Source organism: Pseudorhizobium endolithicum (assembly GCF_902153245.2).
GTDB lineage: Bacteria > Pseudomonadota > Alphaproteobacteria > Rhizobiales > Rhizobiaceae > Neorhizobium > Neorhizobium endolithicum.
Map to the genome: position 1 here is coordinate 413018 of NZ_CABFWF030000010.1, position 23881 is coordinate 436898.

The following is a 23881-nucleotide window of genomic DNA, read 5'->3' on the forward strand; positions in this document are numbered from 1 at the left end:
TGTCGCAAAGCCTCATCGACGCAAATACTGCCTTGGTGAGCTCCGAGACTAGCGGATTTGGATAAACGATCTGTTAACGCCGATTGACGGTTTGCTGCAGTTGTTGCTTCCGATCTACAGCAGGTCCTGGAGGAAGGGGATCAGCGGCTCGTCGGCCGGCGGCATGGGGTAGTTGCGAAGGTCGCGGCTGCGGACCCATTTGATCGCCTGACCTTCCTGTCCCACCGGAATGCCCTCGTAGCGCCGGCAGATATAGAGCGGCATCAGCAGGTGGAAGCTCTCATAGGTGTGGCTGGCGAAAGTCAGCGGTGCCAGGCATGGAATCCTGGTGGTGATCCCGAGCTCCTCCTGCAGTTCGCGGATCAGCGTCTCCTCCGGCGTCTCGCCCTGCTCGACCTTGCCGCCGGGGAATTCCCAGAGGCCCGCCAGTTCTTTCCCCTGCGGCCGCTGGGCCAGCAGGATGCGGTTGTCCGAATCCACGAGGGCGCAGGCAGCGACGAGCAGCATGCGCCTCTGCTGGGTTTCCATGGTCAAGCCTCCCGCCAGTAGTGGTATTCGTAGGCGTCCTGGAAGCCGAACTTGCGGTAGAGCGCAAGGGCCGGCTCGTTGTCGGTCACCACCTGCAGCCAGGCGGTTCGGGCGCCGCTGATACGGGCCCAGCGCAGGGCGGACGAGAGTATTTCCGTCCCCAGCCCCTGCCGTCGCTGGCCCGCCGAAACGCTGAAGCCGAGCACCCCAGCCAGATCGTTGTCCTGGACGCAAAGGGCGACGGCCAGCGGCGCACCCTCTGCGTTTTCGATCATGAACAGTCCGGTCGGGGGCTTGATGGCGGTCAGCACCTCGGCCAGCGCCGGCTTCAGGCCGGGGTCCTCGCCCGCAAGCGACAGGCTGACGTCGATGAAGCGGCCGATGTCGTGGCTGGGCAGACGATCCAGCGTTTCCGGCAGTTCCAGTTGCGCCAGATTGGCTGTGAGTACCTTCACCGTCTCGAACCGAGACCAGCCCTGCTGCGAAAGATGGTCAATCAGCTGCGGGGGAGCGAGCGGCGTTTCGCGCAACGTCAGCGGCCTTCCGTAGCTGTGGAAGCGCTTACGCGCCTTTTCCAGGCGCAGCGCGAGGTCGCGATGATCGGAAGGATCGAGCGGAACGACGCAGTTCAGTCGCTTCGAAGGATGCCCACCGGACAGGCGGATCTGCCAGCTGCCGTCATAGATGACGGTTGCAGCAGGCCAGGCCCGGAAGCCCACGGCCTCCAGCCTTCGCACGAGCGGCAGATTGCCGCCGGGGGACGTTGCCTGCATCGTCTGCATCAGCTCCGGTAGTCGCCGTTGATCGCGACATATTCCTTGGTGAGGTCACAGGTCCAGACGGTGGCACGGCCGGTCCCCAGGCCGAGGTCGACACGGACGGGAATGTCCTCTTCCTTCATGACCGCACTGGCCGCCGCTTCGGAATAGTCCGGATCGCGCTCGCCGTTGACGGCCACCCGAACGTCCCCGAACCAGATGGCGAGCCGGTCCCGATCGGCCAGCTCGCCGGCCTTGCCGACGGCCATGACAACCCGGCCCCAGTTGGCGTCCTCGCCCGCCACCGCCGTCTTGACCAGCGGCGAATTGGCGATGGACAGCGCGATCCGTTTTGCGGCAGCGTTGCTCTCGGCGCCCGTTACCGTGACCTCCACCATCTTGCGGGCACCTTCCCCATCGCGGACGACCTGTAGCGCCAGGTCCTTCAGGAGGTCGTTCAGGGCAGTACGGAAATCGGCCAGGGCGGGATCCTCGGCAGAGGTGACCTTGGCCTGGCCATCGACCGCGGCGGCGCCGGTGGCGAAGAGCATCAGGGTATCGGACGTGGACGTGTCACTGTCGACCGTTACGGAATTGAAGGTGGGACCGACGCCGGCCGACAGCAGTTGCTGCAGCACGTCGGGCGCAATGTCAGCGTCGGTTGCGACAAAGGAGAGCATCGTCGCCATGTCCGGCGCGATCATGCCGGCGCCCTTGGCAATGCCGTTGATCGTCACGGTGACGCCGCCGATGGCCGCGGATCGTGTTGCGACCTTTGGATAGGTGTCGGTGGTCATGATCGCCTTGGCCGCTTCCAGCCAGAAATCCGGCTGGGCCCGGCCGTTCATGTCGCCCAGGACGCCCGCGAACTTGCCGGCGTCGAGCGGTTCGCCGATCACCCCGGTCGAAGCCAGATAGACTTCATTCTGGCTGCATCCCACGGCAGACGCCGCCGCTTTTGCCGTGAGGTCCGTCGCGGCCCTGCCCTTGATCCCGGTGAAGGCGTTGGCATTGCCGGAATTCACCACCACCGCCCGCGCCACGCCGTGGGGCAGGTTGGCGCGGCAGAAATCGACCGGCGCGGAGGGACATTTGGAACGCGTGAAGACGCCTGCCACCGCCGCCGGCCGCTCGAACACCATCAGCAGGACATCCGTGCGGTTCTTGTACTTGATCCCGGCGGCGGCGGTCGCCATGCGCAGGCCGCGGATGGGCGGCATCTTGGGGAAGGATTTCGGAGCGAGCGGCGAGACGGAAGCGGACATCGGAAGCATCCAGACTGAATATGGAAGGGCCCGGAAAACCGGGCCCTTGTTGAAGAATTACTGCTGGGGCGCAGGTGCCTCACCCGCTGCGGGATCGGCTTCGGGCGCCTTGTTGACGTCCTCATAACCCTTGCGCAGCGTCTCGTCCACGATCTCGACGGTCTGCTCGGCCTTCGCCTTCTCGATCAGGGCGAGATACTTGTCGCGCATCACCAGTTGGCGGACCTGCGGCTCCACCTGATCCAAAGCCGGCGGCTGCACGTCCCGGCGGTCTTCGAGCTTGATGACATGGAAGCCGAACTGCGACTTGACCGGGGTCTTCGTGTAGGCCCCCTTCTCCAGTGCGAAGGCTGCCTCCTCGAATTCCGGCACCATGCGACCCTTCGAGAACCAGCCGAGGTCGCCGCCGTCGTCCTTGTTGGAATCTTCCGACTTGGCCTTCGCCAGTTCGGCGAAATCCTTGCCCGCATCGAGATCTGCGATGACGGCCTTGGCTTCTTCCTCGGTCTTCACGAGGATATGGCGGGCATTCACTTCTTCCTGCTTCGGCAGGGCCGCGATCTCCTTCTCGTAGCGTGCCTTGACCTCTTGGTCGGTAACGGCATCGACTACATGCTTGCGGAAGTAGGAGTTATGCAGCTCGCGATCCTTGATATAGTCCATCCGCTTCTTGAAGTCCTCGGTCTCGCCGAGACCTTCCTCCACCGCGCCCTGGGCAAGCAGCTTCACGTCGATGGCGCCGGACAGGGCCGCGACACGCTTCTGCTCGTCCGGAAGCTGCTGCAGTTGGGGATCGAGATTGGCCACGGCCAGATCGAGTTCGGACTGGCGGATCTCCAGATCGCCGACCTTGGCGACCACGGCGTCTTCCTGCGCGAAGGCGGAAGCACCGAGGGAAAGCGCGACGGCAAGGGCGGCCGTTGCGAGAAGTTTGTGGCGCAGCATCAAGTCACCTTTCAAGAATGTTAGCCGGTCTCGGCAGTGCCTGACCCGGGCCGGAAAGCCTTCAGAAACATCGGAATGTGGCCTTTGTGTATCGGCCGTTACCGTTGACATCAATCGACCCCCCTCTTATCTGTCACGCAACTTTGCGTCCAGATGACTTTCCGGGCGTAGCGGGCGATTTTGACGGTTCTGCAGAGCCGCCGGCGGGCCTGCGATCACAAGTACGTATAATCAGAAAGGACCATTCGGATGGTCAGCTTTGGCGGATTGGCCCGCAAACTTTTCGGTTCGGCGAATGAGCGCCGCGTCCGCTCCTACAAGTCCCGCGTCGATGCTGTCAACGCCCTCGAGGAGAAGACGAAGGCTCTGTCCGACGCCGAACTGGCGGGCAAGACGGCCGAATTCCGCCAACAGCTTGCGGCCGGAAAGAGCCTCGACGACATTCTCGTTCCCGCCTTTGCCGTCGTTCGCGAAGCTTCGCGACGGGTTCTCGGCATGCGCCCCTTCGATGTGCAGCTCACTGGTGCAATGATCCTTCACGACGGCGCGATCGCCGAGATGAAGACCGGCGAAGGCAAGACGCTGGTCGCGACACTCGCCGTCTACCTCAACGCCCTTGCCGGCAAGGGCGTGCATGTCGTTACCGTGAACGATTACCTGGCTCGCCGCGATGCCGCCACCATGGGGCGCCTCTACGGCTTCCTCGGCCTCACCACCGGCGTCATCGTCCACGGCCTCAGCGACGAGGAGCGCCGCGCGGCCTACGCCTGCGACATCACCTACGCGACCAACAACGAACTCGGCTTCGACTACCTCCGCGACAACATGAAATACGACCGCGGCCAGATGGTGCAGCGCGGTCACAACTACGCCATCGTCGACGAAGTGGACTCCATCCTGGTCGATGAAGCGCGCACGCCGCTCATCATCTCCGGTCCGCTGGACGACCGCTCCGAACTCTACAACACGATCGATGCCTTCATCCCGATGCTGGACGAGGGCGACTATGAGATCGACGAGAAGCAGCGCTCCGCCAACTTCTCCGAGGTCGGCACAGAAAAGCTGGAGAACCTGCTGCGTCAGGCCGGCCTGCTGAAGGGCGAAAGCCTCTACGACGTCGAGAACGTCGCCATCGTCCACCACATCAACAACGCGCTGAAGGCCCACAAGCTCTTCACCCGCGACAAGGACTACATCGTCCGCAACGGGGAGATCGTCATCATCGACGAGTTCACCGGCCGCATGATGCCGGGCCGCCGCTATTCGGAAGGCCAGCACCAGGCACTGGAAGCCAAGGAGAAGGTGCAGATCCAGCCGGAGAACCAGACCCTCTCCTCGATCACCTTCCAGAACTACTTCCGTATGTACGACAAGCTGGCCGGCATGACCGGAACGGCTGCGACGGAAGCGGAGGAATTCGGCAACATCTACAAGCTGGAAGTCGTGGAGGTTCCGACCAACCTGCCGATCCAGCGCATCGATGAGGATGACGAGGTCTACCGGACCTTCGACGAGAAGTTCAAGGCGATCATCGCCGAGATCAAGGCCGCGCACGAACGTGGCCAGCCGGTTCTGGTTGGCACGACCTCCATCGAGAAGTCGGAGCTGCTCGCCAACATGCTGCGGCAGTCCGGCTTCGACAAGTTCCAGGTGCTGAATGCCCGTTATCACGAGCAGGAAGCCTATATCGTCAGCCAGGCCGGCGTTCCGGGTGCCGTCACGATCGCCACGAACATGGCGGGCCGCGGCACGGACATCCAGCTCGGCGGCAACATCGACATGCGGCTGGAGCGGGAGCTCGAAGGCATGGAACCCGGCCCCGAGCGTGACGCGAAGGAAGCCTCGGTACGCGAGGAAGTCCGGCAGCTCAAGGAAAAGGCACTCGCCGCCGGCGGGCTCTACGTCATCGCCACGGAACGTCACGAAAGCCGCCGCATCGACAACCAGTTGCGCGGCCGTTCCGGCCGCCAGGGCGACCCCGGCCGCTCGAAGTTCTACCTGTCGCTGCAGGACGACCTGATGCGCATCTTCGGCTCCGACCGGATGGACGGCATGCTGCAGAAGCTTGGGCTGAAGGAGGATGAGGCGATCGTCCACCCGTGGATCAACAAGGCGCTGGAGCGCGCGCAGCGCAAGGTCGAGGCCCGCAACTTCGACATCCGCAAGAACCTCCTGAAGTACGACGACGTCACCAACGACCAGCGCAAGGTGATCTTCGAACAGCGCATCGAGCTGATGGACGCCGATGCAGACGACCTCAAGGAGATCGTTGCGGACATGCGCAACGAGGTGATCGAGGTGATGGTTGCCAAGCATATTCCCGAGCGCGCCTATGCGGAGCAGTGGGATACGGCCGGGCTGAGGAACGAGGTGCAGCGCCTGCTGAACCTCGACCTGCCCGTCGATGACTGGGCAAAGGAAGAGGGGATCGGCGAAGACGATATCCGCGAGCGGATCACCGAGGCGGCGGACAAGGCTGCCGCAGACCGCGCCGAGCGCTTCGGCGCCGACATCATGACCTATGTCGAGCGCTCCATCGTGCTCCAGACGCTGGACCATCTATGGCGCGAGCACATCGTCAACCTGGATCACCTGCGTTCCGTCGTCGGCTTCCGCGGCTATGCCCAGCGCGACCCGCTGCAGGAATACAAGTCGGAGGCGTTCGAGCTATTCCAGGCGCTGCTCGCCAACCTGCGCGAGGCCGTGACCGCGCAGATGATGCGCGTCGAACTGGTGCGCGAGGACCAGCCGGCACCGACGCCCCCTCCCGTGATGGAGCCGCATCATATCGATGCCTCCACCGGTGACGACGACTTCGCCGGCGGCAATGATTCCGGCCTGCAGGTACCGCCCGATGATCGCGACCCCGGTAATCCGGAGACCTGGGGCAAGGTGGGCCGCAACGAGGCCTGCCCCTGCGGCTCGGGCAAGAAGTACAAGCACTGCCACGGCGCCTTCGAGCAGGTTTGAGAACGCTGGGATAGACTTCTGAATGCCGCCTCCGGGCGGCATTTTTCGTTGCCGACGAAGTACGGCGCGCTCCCAAAGGATTGTTAACCCTGTCGTGGCAGGATGGGCGTTCCGTATCCGGTTGATGTGAGTATAGCGTGCCGATCATGGCGGTTCTCGAGACAGCGGAGAGATGTCTGCCGCCGGGCCTGCGCGCCAGGCTGCGGCCCCTCGTCGACCGGCTGCTTGGCTCCTCGGGTGCTTCCGACAGCGAAACCGCCCGCGCGCAGCGGCAGGCGCTCACAGCATTTGCCATCCGTGTCGTCAGCGCCGCCATCGCCTTCATCTCCCAGGTCGTCCTCGCGCGGATGATGGGCGAATTCGAATACGGCATCTTCGCCTTCGTCTGGGTGATCGTCGTCTTGGCGGGCAACCTGTCCTGCCTCGGTTTCCATACCTCCATCATCCGGTTCCTGCCTCAGCACCAGGCGGAGGGGGACCTTGCTTCGGCCCGCGGGCTGCATTTCACCGCCCGCATCTTCTCCATGCTTTCCGCGAGCATCCTGGCACTGCTCGGGCTGCTCTTCCTGCGCCTGTTCGCCGGCTCCTTCGAGGATTACTGGCTTGCGCCGCTGTTCCTGGCGCTGTTCACGCTGCCGATGATCGCGCTGGGAGACGTCCTCGACGGAACCGCCAGGGCGAGCGGATGGACCGTGACGGCGCTCAGCCCCACCTTCCTGATCCGCCCGACGCTGATCCTGCTCTTCATGATCGGCGCGGTCCGGCTCGGGGCGCCGGACACGGCGGTGACGGCGATGGAGGCGGCGCTTGCCGCCACCTATGTGACGACGCTGCTGCAGTACGTCCGGCTGCGCCGCCGTCTGCGGCGCACCTATGGCCGCGGCCCGCTGCGGCTGCGCACCGGAGACTGGTTCGGCTATTCGCTGCCGGTCTTCCTGATCGACGGGATAGGCTTCCTGGTGACCAATGCCGACGTCGTCGTGGTCGGCCTTTACCTGCCGCCGGACCAGGTCGCAGTCTACTTCGCCGCGGCCAAGACGATCGTGCTGGTCCAGTTCGTCGCCTTTGCCGTCAAGGCCGCCGCAGGCCCCCGCTTCTCCGCCATGCTGGCCGGCGGAGAGACTGCCGCTCTGTCGGCCTTCGCCGGCCAAACGGCACGATGGAGCTTCTGGCCCGCGCTGGCGATCGGCCTCGCGATCCTGCTCGTCGGCGAACACCTGCTGGCGCTCTTCGGCCCCGCCTTCACCGTGGGATACTGGCTGCTGCCCATCCTCTTCGCCGGCATCCTCGCCAAGTCGCTCGTCGGGCCTGCAGAAGTCCTCCTCAGCATGGCAGGCCGCCAGAACCTCTGCGTGCTGCTCTATGGCATCATCCTGCTCACGAACATCATCCTGAACATCATTCTCATCCCACGGTTCGGACTGGCCGGCGCGGCTTCGGCAACCGCCTGTGCGATGATGCTGGAGGCCGTATTGCTGCATGTCGCCCTCCGGCGCACGCTCGGATTTTCCATGTTCGCCCTCGCAAATCCCGTCCTCCCGCAGGCAAAGGCTGAATGACGATGGCGGTACCTCCCGACAATCGCCAGGTCGCAACGGAGTCCTGGCCGCCGCCCTTGGCGCCCGCACTTGGGGCTTCCCGTCCCGAGGCCGAGAAGAGAGCCGAGGTGGGACGTCCCGGACGCGAACTCTGCCTCTATTCTGCGGCCCTCGGCTATGAACTGCAGCAGGAGCTGGAATTCCTCACCAATCGCGCGATGGAGCCCAACATCTTCTTCAGCGCGCGGCTGCTTGCGCCCGCCATGCCGCGGATCGACGACCGGCATGTGCAATTTGCAGTGATCCGCGACGAAAGCGGGACTCACAGCCGGATGCGGCTTCTGATGCCCTTCACGATCGAGAAGCCCGGTTTCTCCGTTGGCCCCGCAATCACACGGGCCTGGGCCAATCCCTTCGGTCCGCTCGGTACGCCGCTGGTGGACGCGGAGGACGCGGCCGAAACGATCGACAACCTGCTGGAGGCACTGGGCAGGCACGACATGCACCTACCCTCCGTTCTCGTTCTGCCACAAGTGCGCATCAACGGACGGTTCGCACAGCTTGCCCGCGCCGTCGCGGTGGGGCGGGACCTGCCGCTGACGCTGGCCGAACGGGATGTCCGGCCGATGCTGGAAAGCCTCGCGCCTGCCGAGACCTATCTTCGGACGGCAATCTCGTCGCATCACTATGGCGAGATGCGGCGCCAGTGGCGCAAGCTCGCGGAAAAGGGCCAGCTCCAATATTGCGTCGCGCGCCAGCCGGAAGAGGTCAGGCTTCGGATGGAGGAATTCCTTGCCTTGGAGGCGGGGGGATGGAAGGGGCGCAAGCGATCCGCACTGATCAGCGACCGCTACCGCGCGGCCTTTGCCCGCGAAGCCATTACAAATCTTGCCGAGATCGATGCCGTGCGCATCCACACGCTGGACCTCGACGGTCGCGCAATCGCCTCTGTGATCGTCTTCGTCATGGCGGGTGAGGCATATACCTGGAAGACCGCCTATGACGAGACCTTCGCCAAATGGTCGCCGGGCAAGCTGCTGATGATGAAGCTGACCGAATGGCATCTCGACGACGCCAACATCCTGCGCACCGATTCCTGCGCCAGGGAAGACCATCCGATCATGAGCCGCTTCTGGCGTGAACGGGAAGAGATGGGCACCCTGGTCATCGGGCTTGCGAGTAATACCGATCGGGACGTCCGGCAGGTCGCGGCACAGCTCCATATGTACAAAAGCACCCGCAACATGGCCCGCCTGCTGCGGCAGAAGATCCTGTCGATCGCGGGCAGGCCCGGCTAAGGCTCACCTCATTCCGCTGCTGCACGTTCCCGAAGCAGCCTGCGGATCACCTTGCTTGTCGTGGTGAGGGGAAGTTCGTCGACGAACGCTACCTCGCGCGGATATTCGTGCATCGACAGCCGGTGCTTCACCCAGTCGCGAAGTTCGGCCGCAAGTTCTTCGCTCGGCAGGTATCCGGCCTGAAGGACGACGAAGGCCTTCACGATCTCCGTGCGCAGCGGATCAGGCTTTCCCACGACCGCAGCGAGTCGGACGGCGGCATGCCCAACAAGACAATCCTCTATCTCGCCGGGGCCGATACGGTAGCCGGAGGATGTTATGACATCGTCGTCGCGTCCGACGAAGGCGATGAACCCGTCGGAATCCTTGCGGCCCAGATCTCCCGTCCGCAGCCAGCCGTCCCTGACCTTCTCCGCCGTCGCATCGGGATCGTTCCAGTAGCCGAGGAACATCACCGGGTCCGGACTCCTGACCGCGATCTCGCCCACGGCTCCGGCGGGGAGGCTGTTTCCGGCTTCGTCGAGAACCTCCACCACATGCCCCGGCACTTCCCGCCCGATCGATCCCGGGCGGCTGACGCCGAGCGCGCCGCAGGAGCCGAGGACGAAATTGCATTCCGTCTGCCCGTAGAGTTCGTTGACAGCAACGCCCAGCGCCTCCCGCGCCCATTCGCAGGTGTCGCGCCCCAGCGATTCGCCGGCGGAGGCGACGGTGCGCAGCCGAAAGCCGTAGCGGAGACGCGGGTTCTCCACCGCCTTCATGAGGCGGAGCGCCGTCGGCGGAATAAAGGCGTTGCGCACCTCCATCTCGGAGATGATGCGGAAAGCCATGTGGGGATCGAACTTCTGGGCCGGCGAGGACACGACCGGAATGCCGAGCATCAGCGCGGGCAGGAGCACGTTCAGGAGGCCGCCCGCCCAGGCCCAGTCGGCCGGTGTCCAGATACGGTCCCCATCCTGCGGCGCGAAGTCGTGGCCGAACTGGAAACCCGGAAGATGACCCGCCAGGACCCGATGACCGTGAAGGGCAGCCTTGGGCGGCCCGGTGGTGCCGGATGTGAAGATCATGAGGGCCGGATCATCCGGGCCGGTTTGCACCGCCTCGAACGATGGCGGCTGCTGCGCGATGAGGTCGTGGAAGGATATGCACCCGTCGCCAGCTCGCACGGGTTCCGTCAGCAGGACATGCTGCAGGGCCGGCTGCTCATCGCCAATCGCGTCGAGCCGCGACAGCCCGAAGGCATTGGTGACGATGGCACATGCGCCGGATGCCTGGAGCCGGTACTCCAGCGCCTCCTCCCCGAACAGCAGCGCCAGCGGCAGCGCGATGGCGCCGAGCTTGTAGATGGCGACGTGCGCGACCACGGTATCGAAGCCCTGCGGCAGCAACAGCGCCACGCGGTCTCCACGACGAACACCGAGGGACCGTAGGCCGTTTGCGAGGGAAGAGGATCGGTCCGAGAGCTCGCCATAGGTCATCTGGAGATGCCGGCCGTCCGGGCTGAAACGCTGCAGGCAGACGCGCGAACGCTCCTTCGCGGCCCAGGCATCGCTTACGACTTCGCCGATGTTGAAGACGAAAGGAATCTGCCACTCGAAATGGCGCAAGGTATCGGGATAGGAGGATCGGGCGGGAAGCAGCATGCAAGGTTTCGCTTTCAGCGTTGCGCTCTGCTACCACCGGCGGCGGCCGGCCACAAGGAGCAGCCATGGCTGCTCCCCCGGCCCATCATCATGCCTCTTGCCTTATCGCTGCGCGGTCATCCGCAGCATCCGGCACAATGCCGCCAGTTCCGCATCGGTACCGCCGGCGAGCAGGTCGGAGCAGCGGTTGAGGAGGCGGGCCTTCTCCGTATCCGACATGGCGTTGAAGGCCTGCTGCTGCGCAGGGGTAAGACCAGGGCTGGAGCTGCCCGCGCCAGGACCGCCTGCGCCGGGACCACCCGCACCGGGCGCTGCCCCGCCGATGCCGACATTCGCGTCGATGCCGGCGCCCGACCCGCCGCCGATACCCACGCCGGCACCGGCATTGAGCCCGCTGGCCCCGCCGACGGAAGCCGTGGCACCGACATCCACGCCGTCGCTGACATCGGCATTCACGTTGGCGTTCAAACCGCTGGCCCCGCCGACCGATGCGTTGACGTCAGCAAGGCTGCTACCACCAACATTCGCGTCGGCATTCACGCCGTCCGCTCCACCCACCGATGCACCGACATCAGCGATACCGCCGCTGCCCCCGACCGTTGCATCCGCATTGATACCCCCGGCGCCGCCGACCGAGGCTCCGACGCCCAGACCATCACTGGTATCGACGCCAACGCTCACGCCGCCGACCGATAGGCCCGTCTCCTGCGCGCCCGCCGACCCCAGCGCCGGCAGGACAAGGCAGGCGGTGACGAGTAGCATTCTTCTTCTTGTCGTCATGCTCATTCCTCCACGTAAAGCCCGCACATCATGGCGGGCAGGAATGAAAACTGAAGAAAAGCAGGAATGTTTCGGCCGGCGGCTCCGCCACTCGGGGATGGTTAAGAGGATCCTCGAAGCCAGGGCCGGTGTGCCGGATGCGGACAGCAGGCCTCCTCGCCAGCGACTTCCTCCCTTGCGCGGCGATGCACGCCCATGATAGACGCCTTCCCATACCTTCCGTGCCCCGTTGGCGGAATTGGTAGACGCGCCTGACTCAAAATCAGGTTCCGAAAGGAGTGCTGGTTCGATTCCGGCACGGGGCACCAAAATTCTTTATGTTATTCAAGGACATGAAGGAAAATCAAGGGCTTAAGTCTTCCTCTGCTACAGCAAACTGCTACAGCGAAGGCAAAGACGACGTGACATCTTATCCTTGGTTAGCCCTGAGAGGCCGCACCTACTACCTCCGCGCTCCTGTACCTGCTGACATTGTTGGGTCGTTCGGACGCCGAGAAATCTGGAGGTCCCTGAGCCCGAGAAAAAGTTTCGAGGCGGCCCAATGTACCTATGAGAGGCGAAGGGGGGTACTGCGGGCCCGCGCGAAGCGGGCCCCGTTTCCGAACTTTCTCTCAGCACCGGAGATGTGAACCAGTTAGGCCACGTGTTTATCGGCTTCGATCTGCAACGGCGGGGCTGTCTCCGAGGTAGCTCCAATCTGGATCCGCCGGGGTTTCATCGCCTCCGGGATCTCCTGCTTCAAGACAATTCGCAGGAGCCCATCGGAAAGAGTTGCCGTCTCGACGTGAACGTGGTCAGCCAATTCAAAGCGGCGCTCGAACGACTGCCCGCCGATGCCCCGGTGGAGGTACTCTCCCTCCTTCTTCTCTGCTTTGCCGCCCTTGACGATCAGGACGTTGCGCTCCTGAGTGACGTCGAGGTCGCTTTGAGCGAAGCCCGCAACTGCCATGGTGATCTCATACTGGTTGTCACCAAGTTTGAGGATGTCATAAGGTGGCCAGAGATCAACCGCCTGAAGGCGTTGCGCGTTGTTGAGGAGATTGAAGACACGGTCGAAGCCAATGCTGGACCGAAACAGGGGTGCGAAATCAAGTTCCGTTCTCATTACCATATCCTCCGTAAAGCAACATGGATTGGAGACGCCACCGAAACCTGCGTCTCCGGCTTATCGGCCCCTATAAGGCTGCCGATGCGATTAATCTGGTTGGCAGAAATTGGCTGTTCAAGATCCTTCGATCAGGATTTTACTCCCTCGCGATCACGCACCGGAATGGTCCTCTTTGACAACGATCGCGCGGCTGGCCGCAACAGGTCGCACGACTTGAACGAGAAGGTGCGACGAACCACATGATCGATCGGCGTTGACGCAGCGCCTTCCTTGTTGATCACCAACAGAGTCAGTGAGGTAGAAATGATCTCGAAGCTTTTCGATCGTCCTGTCTATCTGAAAGAACGCAAAGATCTCGTTCGCGAGATTGTTGCAGTCGAGGAGGCCATCGACTTTCTGGAGGACTGGCCGGAACGGGAGCGTGATCTTGTTCATGAGGCGGCACTAAAGACCTGCTACATGGCGCATGACGGTCTAAAACCTCTTAGGGCAGCTCGCGATGCGATCCGCGCTTTTGCGAAGAAAAAGGGCATTCTCGCTAAGGCACCAGCCGTACAGCCATGGATGATCAAGTCCGTTGGCGGCAGCGTCAGGGCAGCACTCTGAGGCCCTTGTTGAGGCTCCCATTGTTGGCAAACCTAGTCCTCTGAGACGGCTTATCGAAGCCATCGGTGGAGCTTAGGAGAACCGATCGCGGAAGGCGTCCTCACGGTAGCTCGAAGCGCCTTCCAGCATTCCTCCCCGTGACGGCTCTCCAATACCATTCAATGCGTGATTGAAAACACGTTCAGATGAACGTTGCGGCTAACGGCGCTCCACTTTGGACCGCCTCTTGCGTTACAAGATCAAGCAATCAGCTCACGTCAAGATCGTCTGGATAGAAGCAGGTTATTTGGCGGCGAGAATCGGCTTTGCCTCCGACACTGCCGCCTTGCAGGACGTTAACTTGGCACGCGTTACCTGTCCTCTGTCCAGAAATGATCAAATTGCCGTGGCAGATGGTTCGTCCACAACTTGAGGAGATCATCATGGCTGGAAAGCTGATCTGGGGCATTCTCGGGGGTGTCATTTTAGGCGCTGCATTCGGATATGCCGGAGGGAACACGCCGATAGGTATTGCCATCTGCATTGCCGCTGGTGCGATCACAGCGGGTCTATGGCACTACTTGGAAACACGCCGCACCTAACCAGAGAGCAGACAGCAGACCTAAAGATGATCATCAAGGTCACTCAGTTCCTTGCCTTCTGACCACGGCTCTCGCGATCGTTCCATCGGCAGCTCACATGGCCGCTCTGCGGAACAAGATCGGGATGTCTCAAGCCGAATACTTCATCGCGCAAGGCATCTATTCCGGCTGCTCACTTCTCGGCCTGCTGTGGCTCCTCGCACTACTCGCCAACGCAGCACCGGCGTCGTTCCTCTTAAGTTTGCTAGAGGGAGGTGCTACAGAGCGAGACAGATAAGGAAGCTTAACCGATTGATTTATTCGGATCATCGAGAACCTTAGGCGCCGGCACGGAGCATCACCTGCCGGGTCCTCCACATCCGGAAACCGTTTCACGAAGATGGGGCGCGGATAACATGCGCCGACACGGGAGAATTGCGCCGTCACGCCTGATGTTCTAGAGAGCGTCGACGCTGATTGGCTTCCGGCCCCGGAGACGTGCATGGCATCCGAACAACGCTCCCCTGCCCTTCCACATGGTGTGATCGCTGCTTCCGCGGTGACCCTGGGCATGGTAGCCACCGTGGGCGGCGCGCTCGCCTTCGAACATATCGGGGGCTACATCCCCTGCGCACTCTGCCTTCTGCAGCGCGATCCCTACTACTACGGTATCCCCGTCGGCATCGCCGCTATTCTGGCGAGCATGTTTCGCCTGCCCGCCTGGGTGAGCCGCAGTCTGCTCGTGCTCGTCGGCATCATGATGCTGGTCGGCGCGGGAATGGGTGTCTATCACGCAGGCGTTGAATGGGGCTTCTGGGAAGGCCCGGCAACCTGTGCCACGAGTTCACCAGGCATAACCACCAATGCCGGCAGCCTCCTGGACGACCTCAATGCCTTCCATGGCCCTTCGTGCACGCAGGCTTCCCTGCGGGTGCTCGGCCTATCGTTTGCGGGCTGGAACGTGATCGCGAGCATCATTCTGGCCGCCCTCGCCTTCCTCGGCGCGACGAGAAAAGCGGCCTGAACGGCCTCAGGGCTGCAGTTCGGTATCCCAGTAGAGATAGTCCATCCAGCTTTCATGCAGGTAGTTCGGCGGGAAGAGCCGGCCGTTGTTGTGGAGATCCTGCACCGTGGGCGGATAGGGCCTTTGGCTGGGAAACATCCCCGCCTGTTTCGGCAGCTTGCTGCCCTTGCGCAGGTTGCAGGGAGAGCAGGCCGCTACGACGTTCTCCCAGGTCGTCTGGCCGCCATGCGCCCGCGGGATCACATGATCGAATGTCAGTTCGTCTCGGGAGCCGCAATACTGGCACTCAAACCGGTCCCGCAGGAAGACATTGAACCGGGTGAAAGCCGGATGACGGGTCGGCTGCACATAGGTCTTGAGACTGACGACGCTCGGCAGACGCATGGAGAAGCTGGGCGAGGAGACCGAGTGCTCGTATTCGGCGATGATGTTGACCCGGTCGAGGAATACCGCCTTGATCGCGTCCTGCCAGGACCACAGCGACAAGGGATAATAGCTCAGCGGCCTGTAGTCGGCATTCAGCACGAGCGCCGGCAAGGCCTGGGGAGAGACTGCAATCGTCAAGGGTACTCCTTACCGATTCGGCATCTGCAGAATTATATTACGTCCGTTGCCACAGAATTGTGAAGCAGAAATAACAATGAGGAACGGAGTTTAAACTACAACTGGGGCAACATCTTTGCGAAGGCGAGCGGAATAATAGGCCCAAAGAAGACGCGCCGCGACCGATCGCCAGGGGCGCCACGCGGCTGCGACCTCCGAAAGCTCCCGCGCCGATGGCCTTTCCGGCAGACCAAAGGCAGCGGCGGCGGCAGCCTGCAAGGCGACGTCCCCTGCCGGGAAAACGTCCGCGTGGCCGCCGCAAAACATCAGATAGACTTCCGCCGTCCATGGCCCGATCCCGGGAAGCGCCGTCAGTTGCGCCATCGCGGCCTCGGGCTCGGCCTGCGCCAGGCCGTGAAGGTCGACATCGCCATCGGCCACAAGCCTCGCGAGGTTGTGAAGCGTGGCGGCCTTGGCGCGCGACAGGCCGAAGGTGGCGATGCGGTCGGGGTCATGGAGGAGATAGCCCTCCGCCGTGGCGGGGCCTGCCGCACAAATGCGATTCCAGATCGCGGCAGCGCTTGCCTTGGAGATCATCTGCGACACGACGATGAAGGCAAGGCCGGCAAACCCCGGCTCCATGAGCCGCAAGGGGACGGGTCCCGCGACCGCGATCACGGGCACGAGCCGGGGGTCCGCCGCTGCGAGCATCGTGAGGCCAGCTCCTACATCCTCGGCGTCTCGGATGATCCGCATGTCTTCTCCCTGTGGCCGGATGTGAATTTTCGTGCCAGAAGAAACCATGCCTGCGACACCCGGTCAAAGACCCGTCTTCCGTTTCGCTCCAAGTCCCAATGGCCTCCTGCACCTTGGCCATGCGCTATCCGCCGTCCTGAATCACGACATGGCGCAGGCAAGCGGCGGACGATTCCTCCTGCGCATCGAGGACATCGACGGCGCCCGCTGCACCCCGAAATACGAAGCGGCGATCTATCGAGATCTCGCATGGTTGGGGCTGCGATGGGAGGAACCCGTCCGGCGCCAGTCGCAGCATTTCGCCGATTACGCTGCGGCGCTGGAGCGGCTGAAGGAAATGGACCTCGTCTATCCCGCCTTCATGACGCGCGGCGAAGTGAAATCGATCGTCGCCGCCCATGGGGCGCAAGGGCGATACTGGCCCCGCGACCCGGACGGCTCGCCGCACTATCCCGGCGAAGACCGCGAAAGAAGCCCGGCGGAGCGCCGGCGCCTGCTGGCGGACGGAGTCCGGCACGCGTGGCGCCTCGACATGGCCAGGGCGCTGACCCTCGTCGGGAAGCCTCTGAACTGGCAGGAGACCGGCGGAGCCGACGCGAAAACCGAAAGGGCTGATCCATCCGCCTGGGGCGATGTCGTCCTGTCGCGTTCGGATGCCCCGTCCAGCTATCACCTGTCGGTCGTGGTGGATGATGCGCTGCAGGGCATCACCCACGTCGTACGCGGCCTGGACCTCTTCCATGCGACCTCCGTCCACCGGCTGTTGCAGGAACTGCTCGGCCTGCCGGAACCAATCTACCACCACCACCGGCTGGTCCTGGGCGTTGACGGTCGGAAGCTCTCCAAGAGCGAGCGCTCGACCGGGCTCGCGTCACTCCGGGAGGCCGGCGTCTCAACTGCCGAGATTCGCCGACGGATCGGGCTCTGAGGCATCCTTGATGCGGCTCTCTCTGTTGTTGCGCCTGCGGCGCGCATGCACGACAACGGAATAGACGCGGTACTTCATCAGCGCGGCATTGATCTCTGCGCCCAGCATGAAGATCACGCCGACCATGTACAGGAAGACGAGCACGATCATCACCGAAGCGAGCCCCGCATAGGTGGCTGCATAGTTCGCAAAGGTGGCGAGGTAGGAGGCGAAGATCAACGCACCGATGGTCCAGAAAACCAGGGTGACCACGACTCCCGGCAACACGTCGATGATGCGCCGCTGCCCGTCCGGCAGCCATTTGTGGGACAGGATGAGGCCGATCATCAGCACGATGACGGTGCCGTACACGCCCCAGTCGGAGGCCGCCCGCAACACGTCCTCCAGCCACGGAAAGAACCGCTCCGCATAGTGCAGGGCGACGGGGACGGCGACCAGCAGAATGCTGATGAACGCGAAGATGATTGCCGCCGCCAGCATATAGCCGAGGCTCGCCAGCCTCGTGACATACCAGGAGCGTGTCTCGGTGACGCGATAGGCACGGTTCAGCGATACGCGCAAAGCCTCCACGCCATTGGAGGCGAAATAGGCCGCCGCGAGCACCGAGACGGTCAGCAGGCCGCCGCGCGGAATGGTCAGCACCTGGCGGATCTCCGCCGCGAGCGGTTCGGCGATATCCTCGGGCCAGGTATCGAACAGCAGATGCACCGCCGTCTCCGAAAACGTGTCTGCTCCCAGGAGACCGGCGAGAGCCGTCCCGAAGATCAGGAACGGAAAGAGGGCGAGCAGGCCGGATAGGGCGACATGGCTCGCCATCGCCCACCCGTCGTCCTCATTGAAGTGACAGTAGGCGTCATAGGCAACCTTGTAGGCGAGCCCCAGCCCGCGGATCCTGCTCTTCTTCTCGGCCAAAACCGGCTCCGTTGTCACTGCCTCCGAAATATGGGATGCACGGGCACCTTGTACAGGACCCTTTCATGCCGCACCCCCGAACCATCATCGTCACCGGCTGCTCCTCCGGCATCGGCGCCCATTGCGCCCGCGCGCTCAAGTCCGAAGGCTGGCGGGTCTTCGCGACGGTACGAAAGACCGAAGACCTGGCCAGGCTGGAGGCCGAGGGGATCGAGACCCTGCTGATGGACTACACGAAGAGCGACACGATTGCCGCCCTGGTCGATGCCGTCCGGACACGGACGGGAGGCAGGATCGATGCCCTCTTCAACAACGGCGCCTACGGCCAGCCCGGTGCGGTCGAGGACATCGCAACCGACGTGCTGCGCGAGCAGTTCGAGACCAATCTGTTCGGCTGGCATGAACTGACCCGCCAGGTCATCCCGCCCATGCGCGAGCAGGGCCATGGGCGGATCGTGAACTGCTCATCCATCCTCGGACTCCTTCCCTATCGCTATCGCGGCGCCTATACCGCCTCGAAATACGCGCTGGAGGGCCTGACGCTGACGCTGCGGATGGAACTGCAGGGGAGCGGCATCCATGTCAGCCTGATCGAGCCCGGCCCGATCGCATCGCGCTTCACCGCCAATGCGCTGGCGAAGATCGAGGAGCACATCGATCTGGAGAACTCGGCGCATGCCGAGGAATACAAGCGGCAGCTCGCCCGCCTCACCGGCCAGGGGCCGAGGAACCGGCACCGACTCGGCCCCGAAGCGGTCCACGAGGTGCTGCGGCATGCCTTGACCGCCTCCCGCCCAAAACCACATTATCTGGTCACGACACCTGCCAAGCAGGGAGCCCTGCTCAAGCGGCTCCTCCCGGCCGATCTCTTCTACCGACTGATGCGCAGGCTGGACTGACAACGAAAAGGCCCAAGATCCAAATGTCCACATTCACCACCATCCTCACCGTCATCGTGATGGGACTTGTCGTCCTGGTCCTGATCCGAGGCCTGTTCAACATGATGAAGGGGACCGACGCCAACAAGTCGAACAAGCTGATGCAACTGCGGCTGATGCTCCAGGCGGTCGCCATCGTGCTCATCATGCTCACCCTCTGGATCACCGGCGGCGGCAGGTAACATGGTCAGGATCAACCGAATTTACACCCGCACCGGCGACAAGGGCACGACCTCGCTGGTGAGCGGCCCGCGGCGGGACAAGCACGACCTGCGCGTCGAGGCCTACGGCACCGTCGACGAGACGAACTCGGCCGTCGGCATGGCTCGGCTCCATACCTCGGGGATGGAGAAGCTCGATGCCATGCTCGCCCGAATCCAGAACGATCTCTTCGACCTCGGCGCCGACCTTGCCAATCCCGAGGTGCCGGAAAACCCGGAATACGAACCTCTGCGCGTCGTACCGGCACAGGTGACGCGGATAGAAGGGGAGATCGACGAACTCAATGCCGTCATCGAGCCGCTGCGCTCCTTCGTGCTGCCCGGCGGGTCCCCGGCTGCGGCCGCCCTGCACCTGGCGCGCACGGTGGCGCGGAGGGCCGAACGGCTGATGGTGGAACTGTCGCGGCGCGAGGGCGTGGCGGAGCCTGCGCTGCAATACATCAACCGGCTGTCGGACTTCCTGTTCGTCGCGGCCCGCCACGCCAACGATGACGGCCGCGCCGACGTGCTGTGGGTGCCGGGCAAGAACCGCTGACGGGAGCGGTGAGACGGCCGATGTTCATCCCGCTGCATGACGCCAATACGCTCAAGCATATCCGCGTCCAATACGTGACGATCGGCCTGATCGCTCTCAATACCGTGATATGGGCCTTCACCGCCGTGGCACCGGAAATGGTGGGCGAATTGGCTGCACTGGGGCTCGGCTTCATCCCGGCCGTTGTTTACGATCATGCCTATCTCGATCCGGGACTTGTCCTGGTGCCGGAGAGCCTGACCTACCTCACCTATGCGTTCCTGCACCTGGACATTTGGCATCTCGCTTCGAACATGCTGTTCCTGTGGGTCTTCGGCGACAATGTCGAGGACGCGCTCGGACATTGGCGCTTCCTGGTCTTCTACCTTCTCTGCGCAGCCGCCGGAGCAATGCTGCATGCCGTCATAGCGCCCGTCTCGGAGGGACCGCTGATCGGCGCATCGGGCGCCATATCGGGCGTCGTCGCAGCCTATCTCATGCTGCATCCGCGCGTCCGGCTCTGGGTGCTGGTGCTGTTCCGGATCCCGCTGCCGCTCCCCGCCTTCATTCCGCTGACGCTCTGGCTCCTCCAGCAGTTCGCGATGCTCGCGCTCGACATGGAAGGCATGGTCTCGTGGAGCGCCCATGTAGGCGGCATCCTCGCAGGCGCGATACTGGTCATCTTCTTCCGGCGAAAGGGTGTGCCTCTGTTCGACCGTCAGGTTGTTCTGCCGAAGGCTATGGAAACAAGGACGAGCGTCCCGTCCGCCGGCTCGCGACCGAGACAGACGGACGTCATAGGGATATGACGAAAGGGCAGGACATGCGGCCCAAAACCACGTTGTATTCGCGGGAAAAATGGGTATCCATGTCGCCCACCGACTAGAGAAAGAACGGGAGAGGCCGCGTTCTTGCGGCTCGACAAGTCAAGGAAGGACCCCATGAAGATCCTGGTGCCTGTGAAGCGAGTGGTCGACTACAACGTCAAGATCCGCGTCAAGCCGGATGGGACGGGCGTCGAACTCGCCAACGTCAAGATGTCGATGAACCCCTTCGACGAAATCGCCGTCGAGGAAGCCCTGCGGCTGAAGGAAGCCGGCAAGGCCGAGGAAGTCGTGGTGGTCTCTATCGGCCCGGCCAAGGCCGAGGAAACGCTCCGCACCTCACTCGCCATGGGTGCCGACCGGGCGGTCCTCGTCGAAACGGACGACACGGTCGAGCCACTGGCCGTGGCCAAGATCCTCAAGGGCGTCGCCGAAGCCGAAGCGCCCGGTCTGGTCATCATGGGCAAGCAGGCCATCGACGATGATTCCAACCAGACCGGGCAGATGCTTGCCGCACTCCTGAAGTGGGGTCAGGCGACTTTCGCCTCGAAGGTCGAAGTCGCAGAGGGTGCCGCCAAGGTCACCCGCGAAGTGGACGGAGGCCTGCAGACGATCGAGGTGAAACTTCCGGCGATCGTCACCACGGACCTGCGCCTCAACGAGCCGCGCTACGCTTCGCTGCCGAACATCATGAAGGCCAAGAAGAAGCCGCTCGACAAGAAGTCGCCGGCCGATTTCGGCGTCGAAACCGCACAGCGCCTCAAGGTTCTGAAGACCGAGGAGCCGGGCGGTCGCAAGGCAGGCATCAAGGTAAAAACCGTCGCCGAACTCGTCGAGAAGCTCAAGACCGAAGCCGGCGTGCTCTAAGTCGGAAGATCAGGGAGACAACATCATGGCCATTCTTCTTCTGGCAGAACACGACAACACCTCCGTTTCCGACCAGACCGCCAAGGCGCTCACCGCAGCCAAGGCTATCGGCGGAGACATCCACGTCCTCGTCGCCGGCTCCGGCGCACAGGGCGCCGCCGATGCGGCCGCCAAGCTCGACGGCGTATCGAAGATCCTGCTCGCCGACAGCGGCGATCTCGCCAACAACCTGGCGGAGCCGCTGGCGGACTTGATCGTCTCGCTCGCCGGCAGCTACGACACGATCATTGCGCCGGCGACGGCATCGGCCAAGAACGTCATGCCGCGCGTGGCCGCCCTGCTCGACGTCATGCAGGTGTCGGAAATCATCGAAGTGATCTCGCCGGACACGTTCAAGCGGCCGATCTATGCCGGCAATGCGATCCAGACGGTGCAGTCGACCGACCCCAAGAAGGTCATCACCGTTCGCACCGCAGCCTTCTCCGCCGCCGGCGAAGGCGGTTCGGCTTCGGTCGAGACCGTTTCGGCAGCGGCCAATCCCGGTCTGTCCAGCTTCGTATCCGATGCAATCGCCTCGTCGGAGCGCCCGGAACTGACATCCGCCAAGATCATCATTTCCGGCGGCCGTGCCCTCGGGTCGGCCGAGAAGTTCAACGAGGTCATCCTGCCGGTCGCCGACAAGCTCGGCGCCGCCGTTGGGGCTTCGCGTGCCGCCGTCGATGCAGGCTATGCCCCGAACGACTGGCAGGTCGGCCAGACCGGCAAGGTCGTCGCGCCCGATCTCTACATCGCAGCCGGCATTTCCGGTGCCATCCAGCACCTCGCCGGGATGAAGGATTCAAAGGTCATCGTCGCCATCAACAAGGACGAGGAAGCGCCGATCTTCCAGGTGGCCGATTACGGCCTCGTCGGCGACCTCTTCGAAATCCTGCCGGAACTCGAAAAGGCGCTTTAAGCGTTGCTTCGCACCTGCGAAAAACGCTAGAACTGAGGCCAGTCGGCCGAAACAACGGCATGCCGGTTCCGCGGGGACCGGCATCACTACGGGCGCCGCCGGACGCCTCGGGGAGTAGATCCATGGGTTTGGCTACAATTCAGAACATCGGCGTGATCGGGGCGGGGCAGATGGGCTGCGGCATCGCCCAGGTCTCCGCCATCGCCGGCTACAAGGTCAACATCTACGACCTCTCGAAGGAGAGGATCGAGGCCGGCCTTGCCACGATCAACGGCAATCTTGCCCGCCAGTTCACGAACGGCAAGCTGTCGGACGAGGACCGGAAGGCGGCACTGTCGCGCATAACCGGCTCCGCCGATCTCAACGATCTGGCGCCGATGGACCTCGTCATAGAGGCCGCCACCGAGGACGAGAGCGTCAAGCGCAAGATCTATGCGCAGATCTGCCCGATCCTGAAGCCGGAAGCGCTGCTGGCGACGAATACCTCGTCGCTGTCGATCACCCGCCTCGCCTCGGCAACGGATCGGCCCGAGCGCTTCATGGGCATCCACTTCATGAACCCGGTACCGGTGATGAAGCTGGTGGAACTCGTCCGCGGCATCGCAACCGAAGAGGCAACCTTCACAACGGCGAAGGAATTCGTCGCGACGCTCGACAAGACGATTACCGTCGCCGAGGATTTCCCGGCCTTCATCGTCAACCGCATCCTGCTGCCGATGATCAACGAGGCGATCTACACGCTCTATGAAGGTGTCGGCTCGGTGGAAGCGATCGACACGGCGATGAAGCTCGGCGCCAACCATCCGATGGGGCCGCTGCAACTCGCCGACTTTATCGGTCTGGACACCTGTCTCTCCATCATGCAGGTCCTGCATGACGGACTGGCGGATTCAAAGTATCGCCCCTGCCCGCTGCTCGTGAAATATGTCGAGGCCGGCTGGCTCGGCCGCAAGTCCGGCCGCGGCTTCTATGATTATCGCGGCGAAACGCCCGTGCCGACGCGCTGATCTGGTTCAGGCGATGTCGTGATCTTGCTGGTTTCGGACGCCGGTACTATATAAGGAAGGGAGAGGCGAGCTTTCGCCCGCCTCTCTTGCTCACCTTCGGAATAGCACCCGCACGCTTGCCTGCCAGCTCGTGCGGGTTTTCCGTATGGTGAGTGTGATGCTAAATGGCTTGAACCACATAGCTCACACCTCCGGTTAGACGGCGAGGCCCTCGCCTTGGTCGAAGCGGCCCATCCTCTCCGATGCACGTGGCAGCACGCGTCTGCTTCCGCCGTCACAACCGCCAAAAGAATAGCCCAAAGGCGGCAGCGGTCTAGAGCGGATTCGACTTAGTCCGGGTCATATCCGGCGGCCTCGAAGTAGTTCCGGCATTCCTCGGGGGTGAAGGCGGAT

General features: G+C 63.2%; 26 protein-coding genes and 1 tRNA gene. 17 read left to right on the plus strand and 10 right to left on the minus strand.

What is annotated here, in order from left to right; genetic code table 11:
• Positions 1 to 114 precede the first annotated feature (114 nt).
• Genes mutT through RTCK_RS07855 form a run of 4 tightly spaced genes read right to left on the minus strand, consistent with a single transcriptional unit; the run spans position 115 to position 3496 of the window.
• A complete protein-coding gene (gene mutT / locus RTCK_RS07840) occupies positions 115 to 528 on the minus strand; it encodes an 8-oxo-dGTP diphosphatase MutT (protein ID WP_142592394.1) in 414 nt (137 codons plus the stop codon).
• A 2-nt stretch (positions 529 to 530) separates the two neighbouring features.
• Positions 531 to 1301: a GNAT family N-acetyltransferase gene (locus RTCK_RS07845; protein WP_142592395.1), complete on the minus strand. Its 771-nt coding sequence runs from the start codon at positions 1299 to 1301 to the stop codon at positions 531 to 533.
• A gap of 8 nt (positions 1302 to 1309) precedes the next feature.
• Positions 1310 to 2551, minus strand: a complete 1242-nt coding sequence (gene argJ, locus RTCK_RS07850) for a bifunctional glutamate N-acetyltransferase/amino-acid acetyltransferase ArgJ (protein WP_142592396.1) — start codon at positions 2549 to 2551, stop codon at positions 1310 to 1312.
• Between the two features lie 57 nt (positions 2552 to 2608).
• Complete coding sequence (locus tag RTCK_RS07855; RefSeq protein ID WP_142592397.1) at positions 2609 to 3496, minus strand: peptidylprolyl isomerase; 888 nt, start codon at positions 3494 to 3496, stop codon at positions 2609 to 2611.
• 249 nt (positions 3497 to 3745) lie between these two features.
• Between RTCK_RS07855 and secA the strand changes: the two genes are divergently transcribed.
• From secA to RTCK_RS07870, 3 genes are all read left to right on the plus strand, one after another.
• Positions 3746 to 6466, plus strand: a complete 2721-nt coding sequence (gene secA / locus RTCK_RS07860) for a preprotein translocase subunit SecA (RefSeq protein WP_142592398.1) — start codon at positions 3746 to 3748, stop codon at positions 6464 to 6466.
• A 146-nt stretch (positions 6467 to 6612) separates the two neighbouring features.
• Positions 6613 to 8025 (plus strand): lipopolysaccharide biosynthesis protein, encoded by a 1413-nt coding sequence (locus RTCK_RS07865; RefSeq protein WP_142592434.1) that lies wholly within the window; start codon positions 6613 to 6615, stop codon positions 8023 to 8025.
• A 2-nt stretch (positions 8026 to 8027) separates the two neighbouring features.
• Positions 8028 to 9302, plus strand: coding sequence for a GNAT family N-acetyltransferase (locus RTCK_RS07870; RefSeq protein ID WP_142592435.1), 1275 nt, complete (start codon positions 8028 to 8030; stop codon positions 9300 to 9302).
• An 8-nt stretch (positions 9303 to 9310) separates the two neighbouring features.
• Here RTCK_RS07870 and RTCK_RS07875 read toward each other — a convergent pair whose 3' ends face one another.
• Together RTCK_RS07875 and RTCK_RS07880 are read right to left on the minus strand one after the other, a co-directional pair.
• Positions 9311 to 10945, minus strand: coding sequence for an AMP-binding protein (locus tag RTCK_RS07875; RefSeq protein ID WP_142592399.1), 1635 nt, complete (start codon positions 10943 to 10945; stop codon positions 9311 to 9313).
• Between the two features lie 102 nt (positions 10946 to 11047).
• On the minus strand, positions 11048 to 11725 hold the full coding sequence (locus RTCK_RS07880; protein WP_235988611.1) for a hypothetical protein: 678 nt from the start codon (positions 11723 to 11725) through the stop codon (positions 11048 to 11050).
• 223 nt (positions 11726 to 11948) lie between these two features.
• Here RTCK_RS07880 and RTCK_RS07885 point away from each other — a divergent pair.
• Positions 11949 to 12033: transfer RNA gene (locus RTCK_RS07885), tRNA-Leu, on the plus strand.
• A 24-nt stretch (positions 12034 to 12057) separates the two neighbouring features.
• A complete protein-coding gene (locus RTCK_RS21170) occupies positions 12058 to 12354 on the plus strand; it encodes a DUF6538 domain-containing protein (RefSeq protein ID WP_408004515.1) in 297 nt (98 codons plus the stop codon).
• 5 nt (positions 12355 to 12359) lie between these two features.
• Here RTCK_RS21170 and RTCK_RS07890 read toward each other — a convergent pair whose 3' ends face one another.
• Complete coding sequence (locus RTCK_RS07890) at positions 12360 to 12830, minus strand: Hsp20 family protein (RefSeq protein ID WP_142592401.1); 471 nt, start codon at positions 12828 to 12830, stop codon at positions 12360 to 12362.
• A gap of 306 nt (positions 12831 to 13136) precedes the next feature.
• Between RTCK_RS07890 and RTCK_RS07895 the strand changes: the two genes are divergently transcribed.
• The 4 genes from RTCK_RS07895 to RTCK_RS07910 all read left to right on the plus strand — a co-directional run bounded on the left by RTCK_RS07895 (position 13137) and on the right by RTCK_RS07910 (position 15023).
• On the plus strand, positions 13137 to 13439 hold the full coding sequence (locus tag RTCK_RS07895; RefSeq protein ID WP_142592402.1) for a DUF982 domain-containing protein: 303 nt from the start codon (positions 13137 to 13139) through the stop codon (positions 13437 to 13439).
• Positions 13440 to 13665: 226 nt separating this feature from the next.
• Complete coding sequence (locus tag RTCK_RS07900; RefSeq protein WP_142522756.1) at positions 13666 to 13851, plus strand: hypothetical protein; 186 nt, start codon at positions 13666 to 13668, stop codon at positions 13849 to 13851.
• A gap of 10 nt (positions 13852 to 13861) precedes the next feature.
• On the plus strand, positions 13862 to 14020 hold the full coding sequence (locus RTCK_RS07905; RefSeq protein WP_185927944.1) for a hypothetical protein: 159 nt from the start codon (positions 13862 to 13864) through the stop codon (positions 14018 to 14020).
• A 481-nt stretch (positions 14021 to 14501) separates the two neighbouring features.
• The gene (locus tag RTCK_RS07910) at positions 14502 to 15023 is read left to right on the plus strand and encodes a disulfide bond formation protein B (RefSeq protein ID WP_142522755.1); all 522 of its coding nucleotides are present in this window, start codon (positions 14502 to 14504) and stop codon (positions 15021 to 15023) included.
• 6 nt (positions 15024 to 15029) lie between these two features.
• On the opposite strand, the gene RTCK_RS07915 is transcribed toward RTCK_RS07910, so the two are convergent.
• Together RTCK_RS07915 and RTCK_RS07920 are read right to left on the minus strand one after the other, a co-directional pair.
• On the minus strand, positions 15030 to 15587 hold the full coding sequence (locus RTCK_RS07915) for an HNH endonuclease (RefSeq protein WP_142522754.1): 558 nt from the start codon (positions 15585 to 15587) through the stop codon (positions 15030 to 15032).
• Positions 15588 to 15677: 90 nt separating this feature from the next.
• Complete coding sequence (locus RTCK_RS07920) at positions 15678 to 16322, minus strand: DNA-3-methyladenine glycosylase family protein (RefSeq protein ID WP_142522753.1); 645 nt, start codon at positions 16320 to 16322, stop codon at positions 15678 to 15680.
• A gap of 46 nt (positions 16323 to 16368) precedes the next feature.
• On the opposite strand from RTCK_RS07920, the gene gluQRS reads away from it, so the two are divergent.
• The gene (gene gluQRS / locus RTCK_RS07925; RefSeq protein WP_142522752.1) at positions 16369 to 17250 is read left to right on the plus strand and encodes a tRNA glutamyl-Q(34) synthetase GluQRS; all 882 of its coding nucleotides are present in this window, start codon (positions 16369 to 16371) and stop codon (positions 17248 to 17250) included.
• On the opposite strand, the gene RTCK_RS07930 is transcribed toward gluQRS, so the two are convergent.
• Positions 17215 to 18141 carry a YihY/virulence factor BrkB family protein gene (locus RTCK_RS07930; RefSeq protein ID WP_408004516.1) on the minus strand — a complete coding sequence of 309 codons (927 nt, stop codon included), beginning with the start codon at positions 18139 to 18141 and terminating at the stop codon, positions 17215 to 17217. The genes gluQRS and RTCK_RS07930 overlap by 36 nt on opposite strands.
• An 86-nt stretch (positions 18142 to 18227) precedes the next feature.
• Here RTCK_RS07930 and RTCK_RS07935 point away from each other — a divergent pair, with 86 nt between their 5' ends.
• The 7 genes from RTCK_RS07935 (at position 18228) to RTCK_RS07965 (ending at position 23488) form a co-directional block, all read left to right on the plus strand.
• Positions 18228 to 19061: an SDR family oxidoreductase gene (locus RTCK_RS07935; RefSeq protein ID WP_142522750.1), complete on the plus strand. Its 834-nt coding sequence runs from the start codon at positions 18228 to 18230 to the stop codon at positions 19059 to 19061.
• A gap of 23 nt (positions 19062 to 19084) precedes the next feature.
• On the plus strand, positions 19085 to 19282 hold the full coding sequence (locus tag RTCK_RS07940; protein ID WP_052640291.1) for a twin transmembrane helix small protein: 198 nt from the start codon (positions 19085 to 19087) through the stop codon (positions 19280 to 19282).
• Between the two features lies 1 nt (position 19283).
• Positions 19284 to 19856: a cob(I)yrinic acid a,c-diamide adenosyltransferase gene (locus tag RTCK_RS07945; RefSeq protein ID WP_142592403.1), complete on the plus strand. Its 573-nt coding sequence runs from the start codon at positions 19284 to 19286 to the stop codon at positions 19854 to 19856.
• A gap of 20 nt (positions 19857 to 19876) precedes the next feature.
• Complete coding sequence (locus tag RTCK_RS07950) at positions 19877 to 20644, plus strand: rhomboid family intramembrane serine protease (RefSeq protein WP_142592404.1); 768 nt, start codon at positions 19877 to 19879, stop codon at positions 20642 to 20644.
• Positions 20645 to 20776: 132 nt separating this feature from the next.
• The gene (locus RTCK_RS07955; RefSeq protein WP_142522747.1) at positions 20777 to 21526 is read left to right on the plus strand and encodes an electron transfer flavoprotein subunit beta/FixA family protein; all 750 of its coding nucleotides are present in this window, start codon (positions 20777 to 20779) and stop codon (positions 21524 to 21526) included.
• Positions 21527 to 21551: 25 nt separating this feature from the next.
• A complete protein-coding gene (locus RTCK_RS07960; protein ID WP_142522746.1) occupies positions 21552 to 22481 on the plus strand; it encodes an electron transfer flavoprotein subunit alpha/FixB family protein in 930 nt (309 codons plus the stop codon).
• Between the two features lie 122 nt (positions 22482 to 22603).
• Positions 22604 to 23488: a 3-hydroxybutyryl-CoA dehydrogenase gene (locus RTCK_RS07965; RefSeq protein WP_142592405.1), complete on the plus strand. Its 885-nt coding sequence runs from the start codon at positions 22604 to 22606 to the stop codon at positions 23486 to 23488.
• The last annotated feature ends 393 nt before the right edge of the window (positions 23489 to 23881 follow it).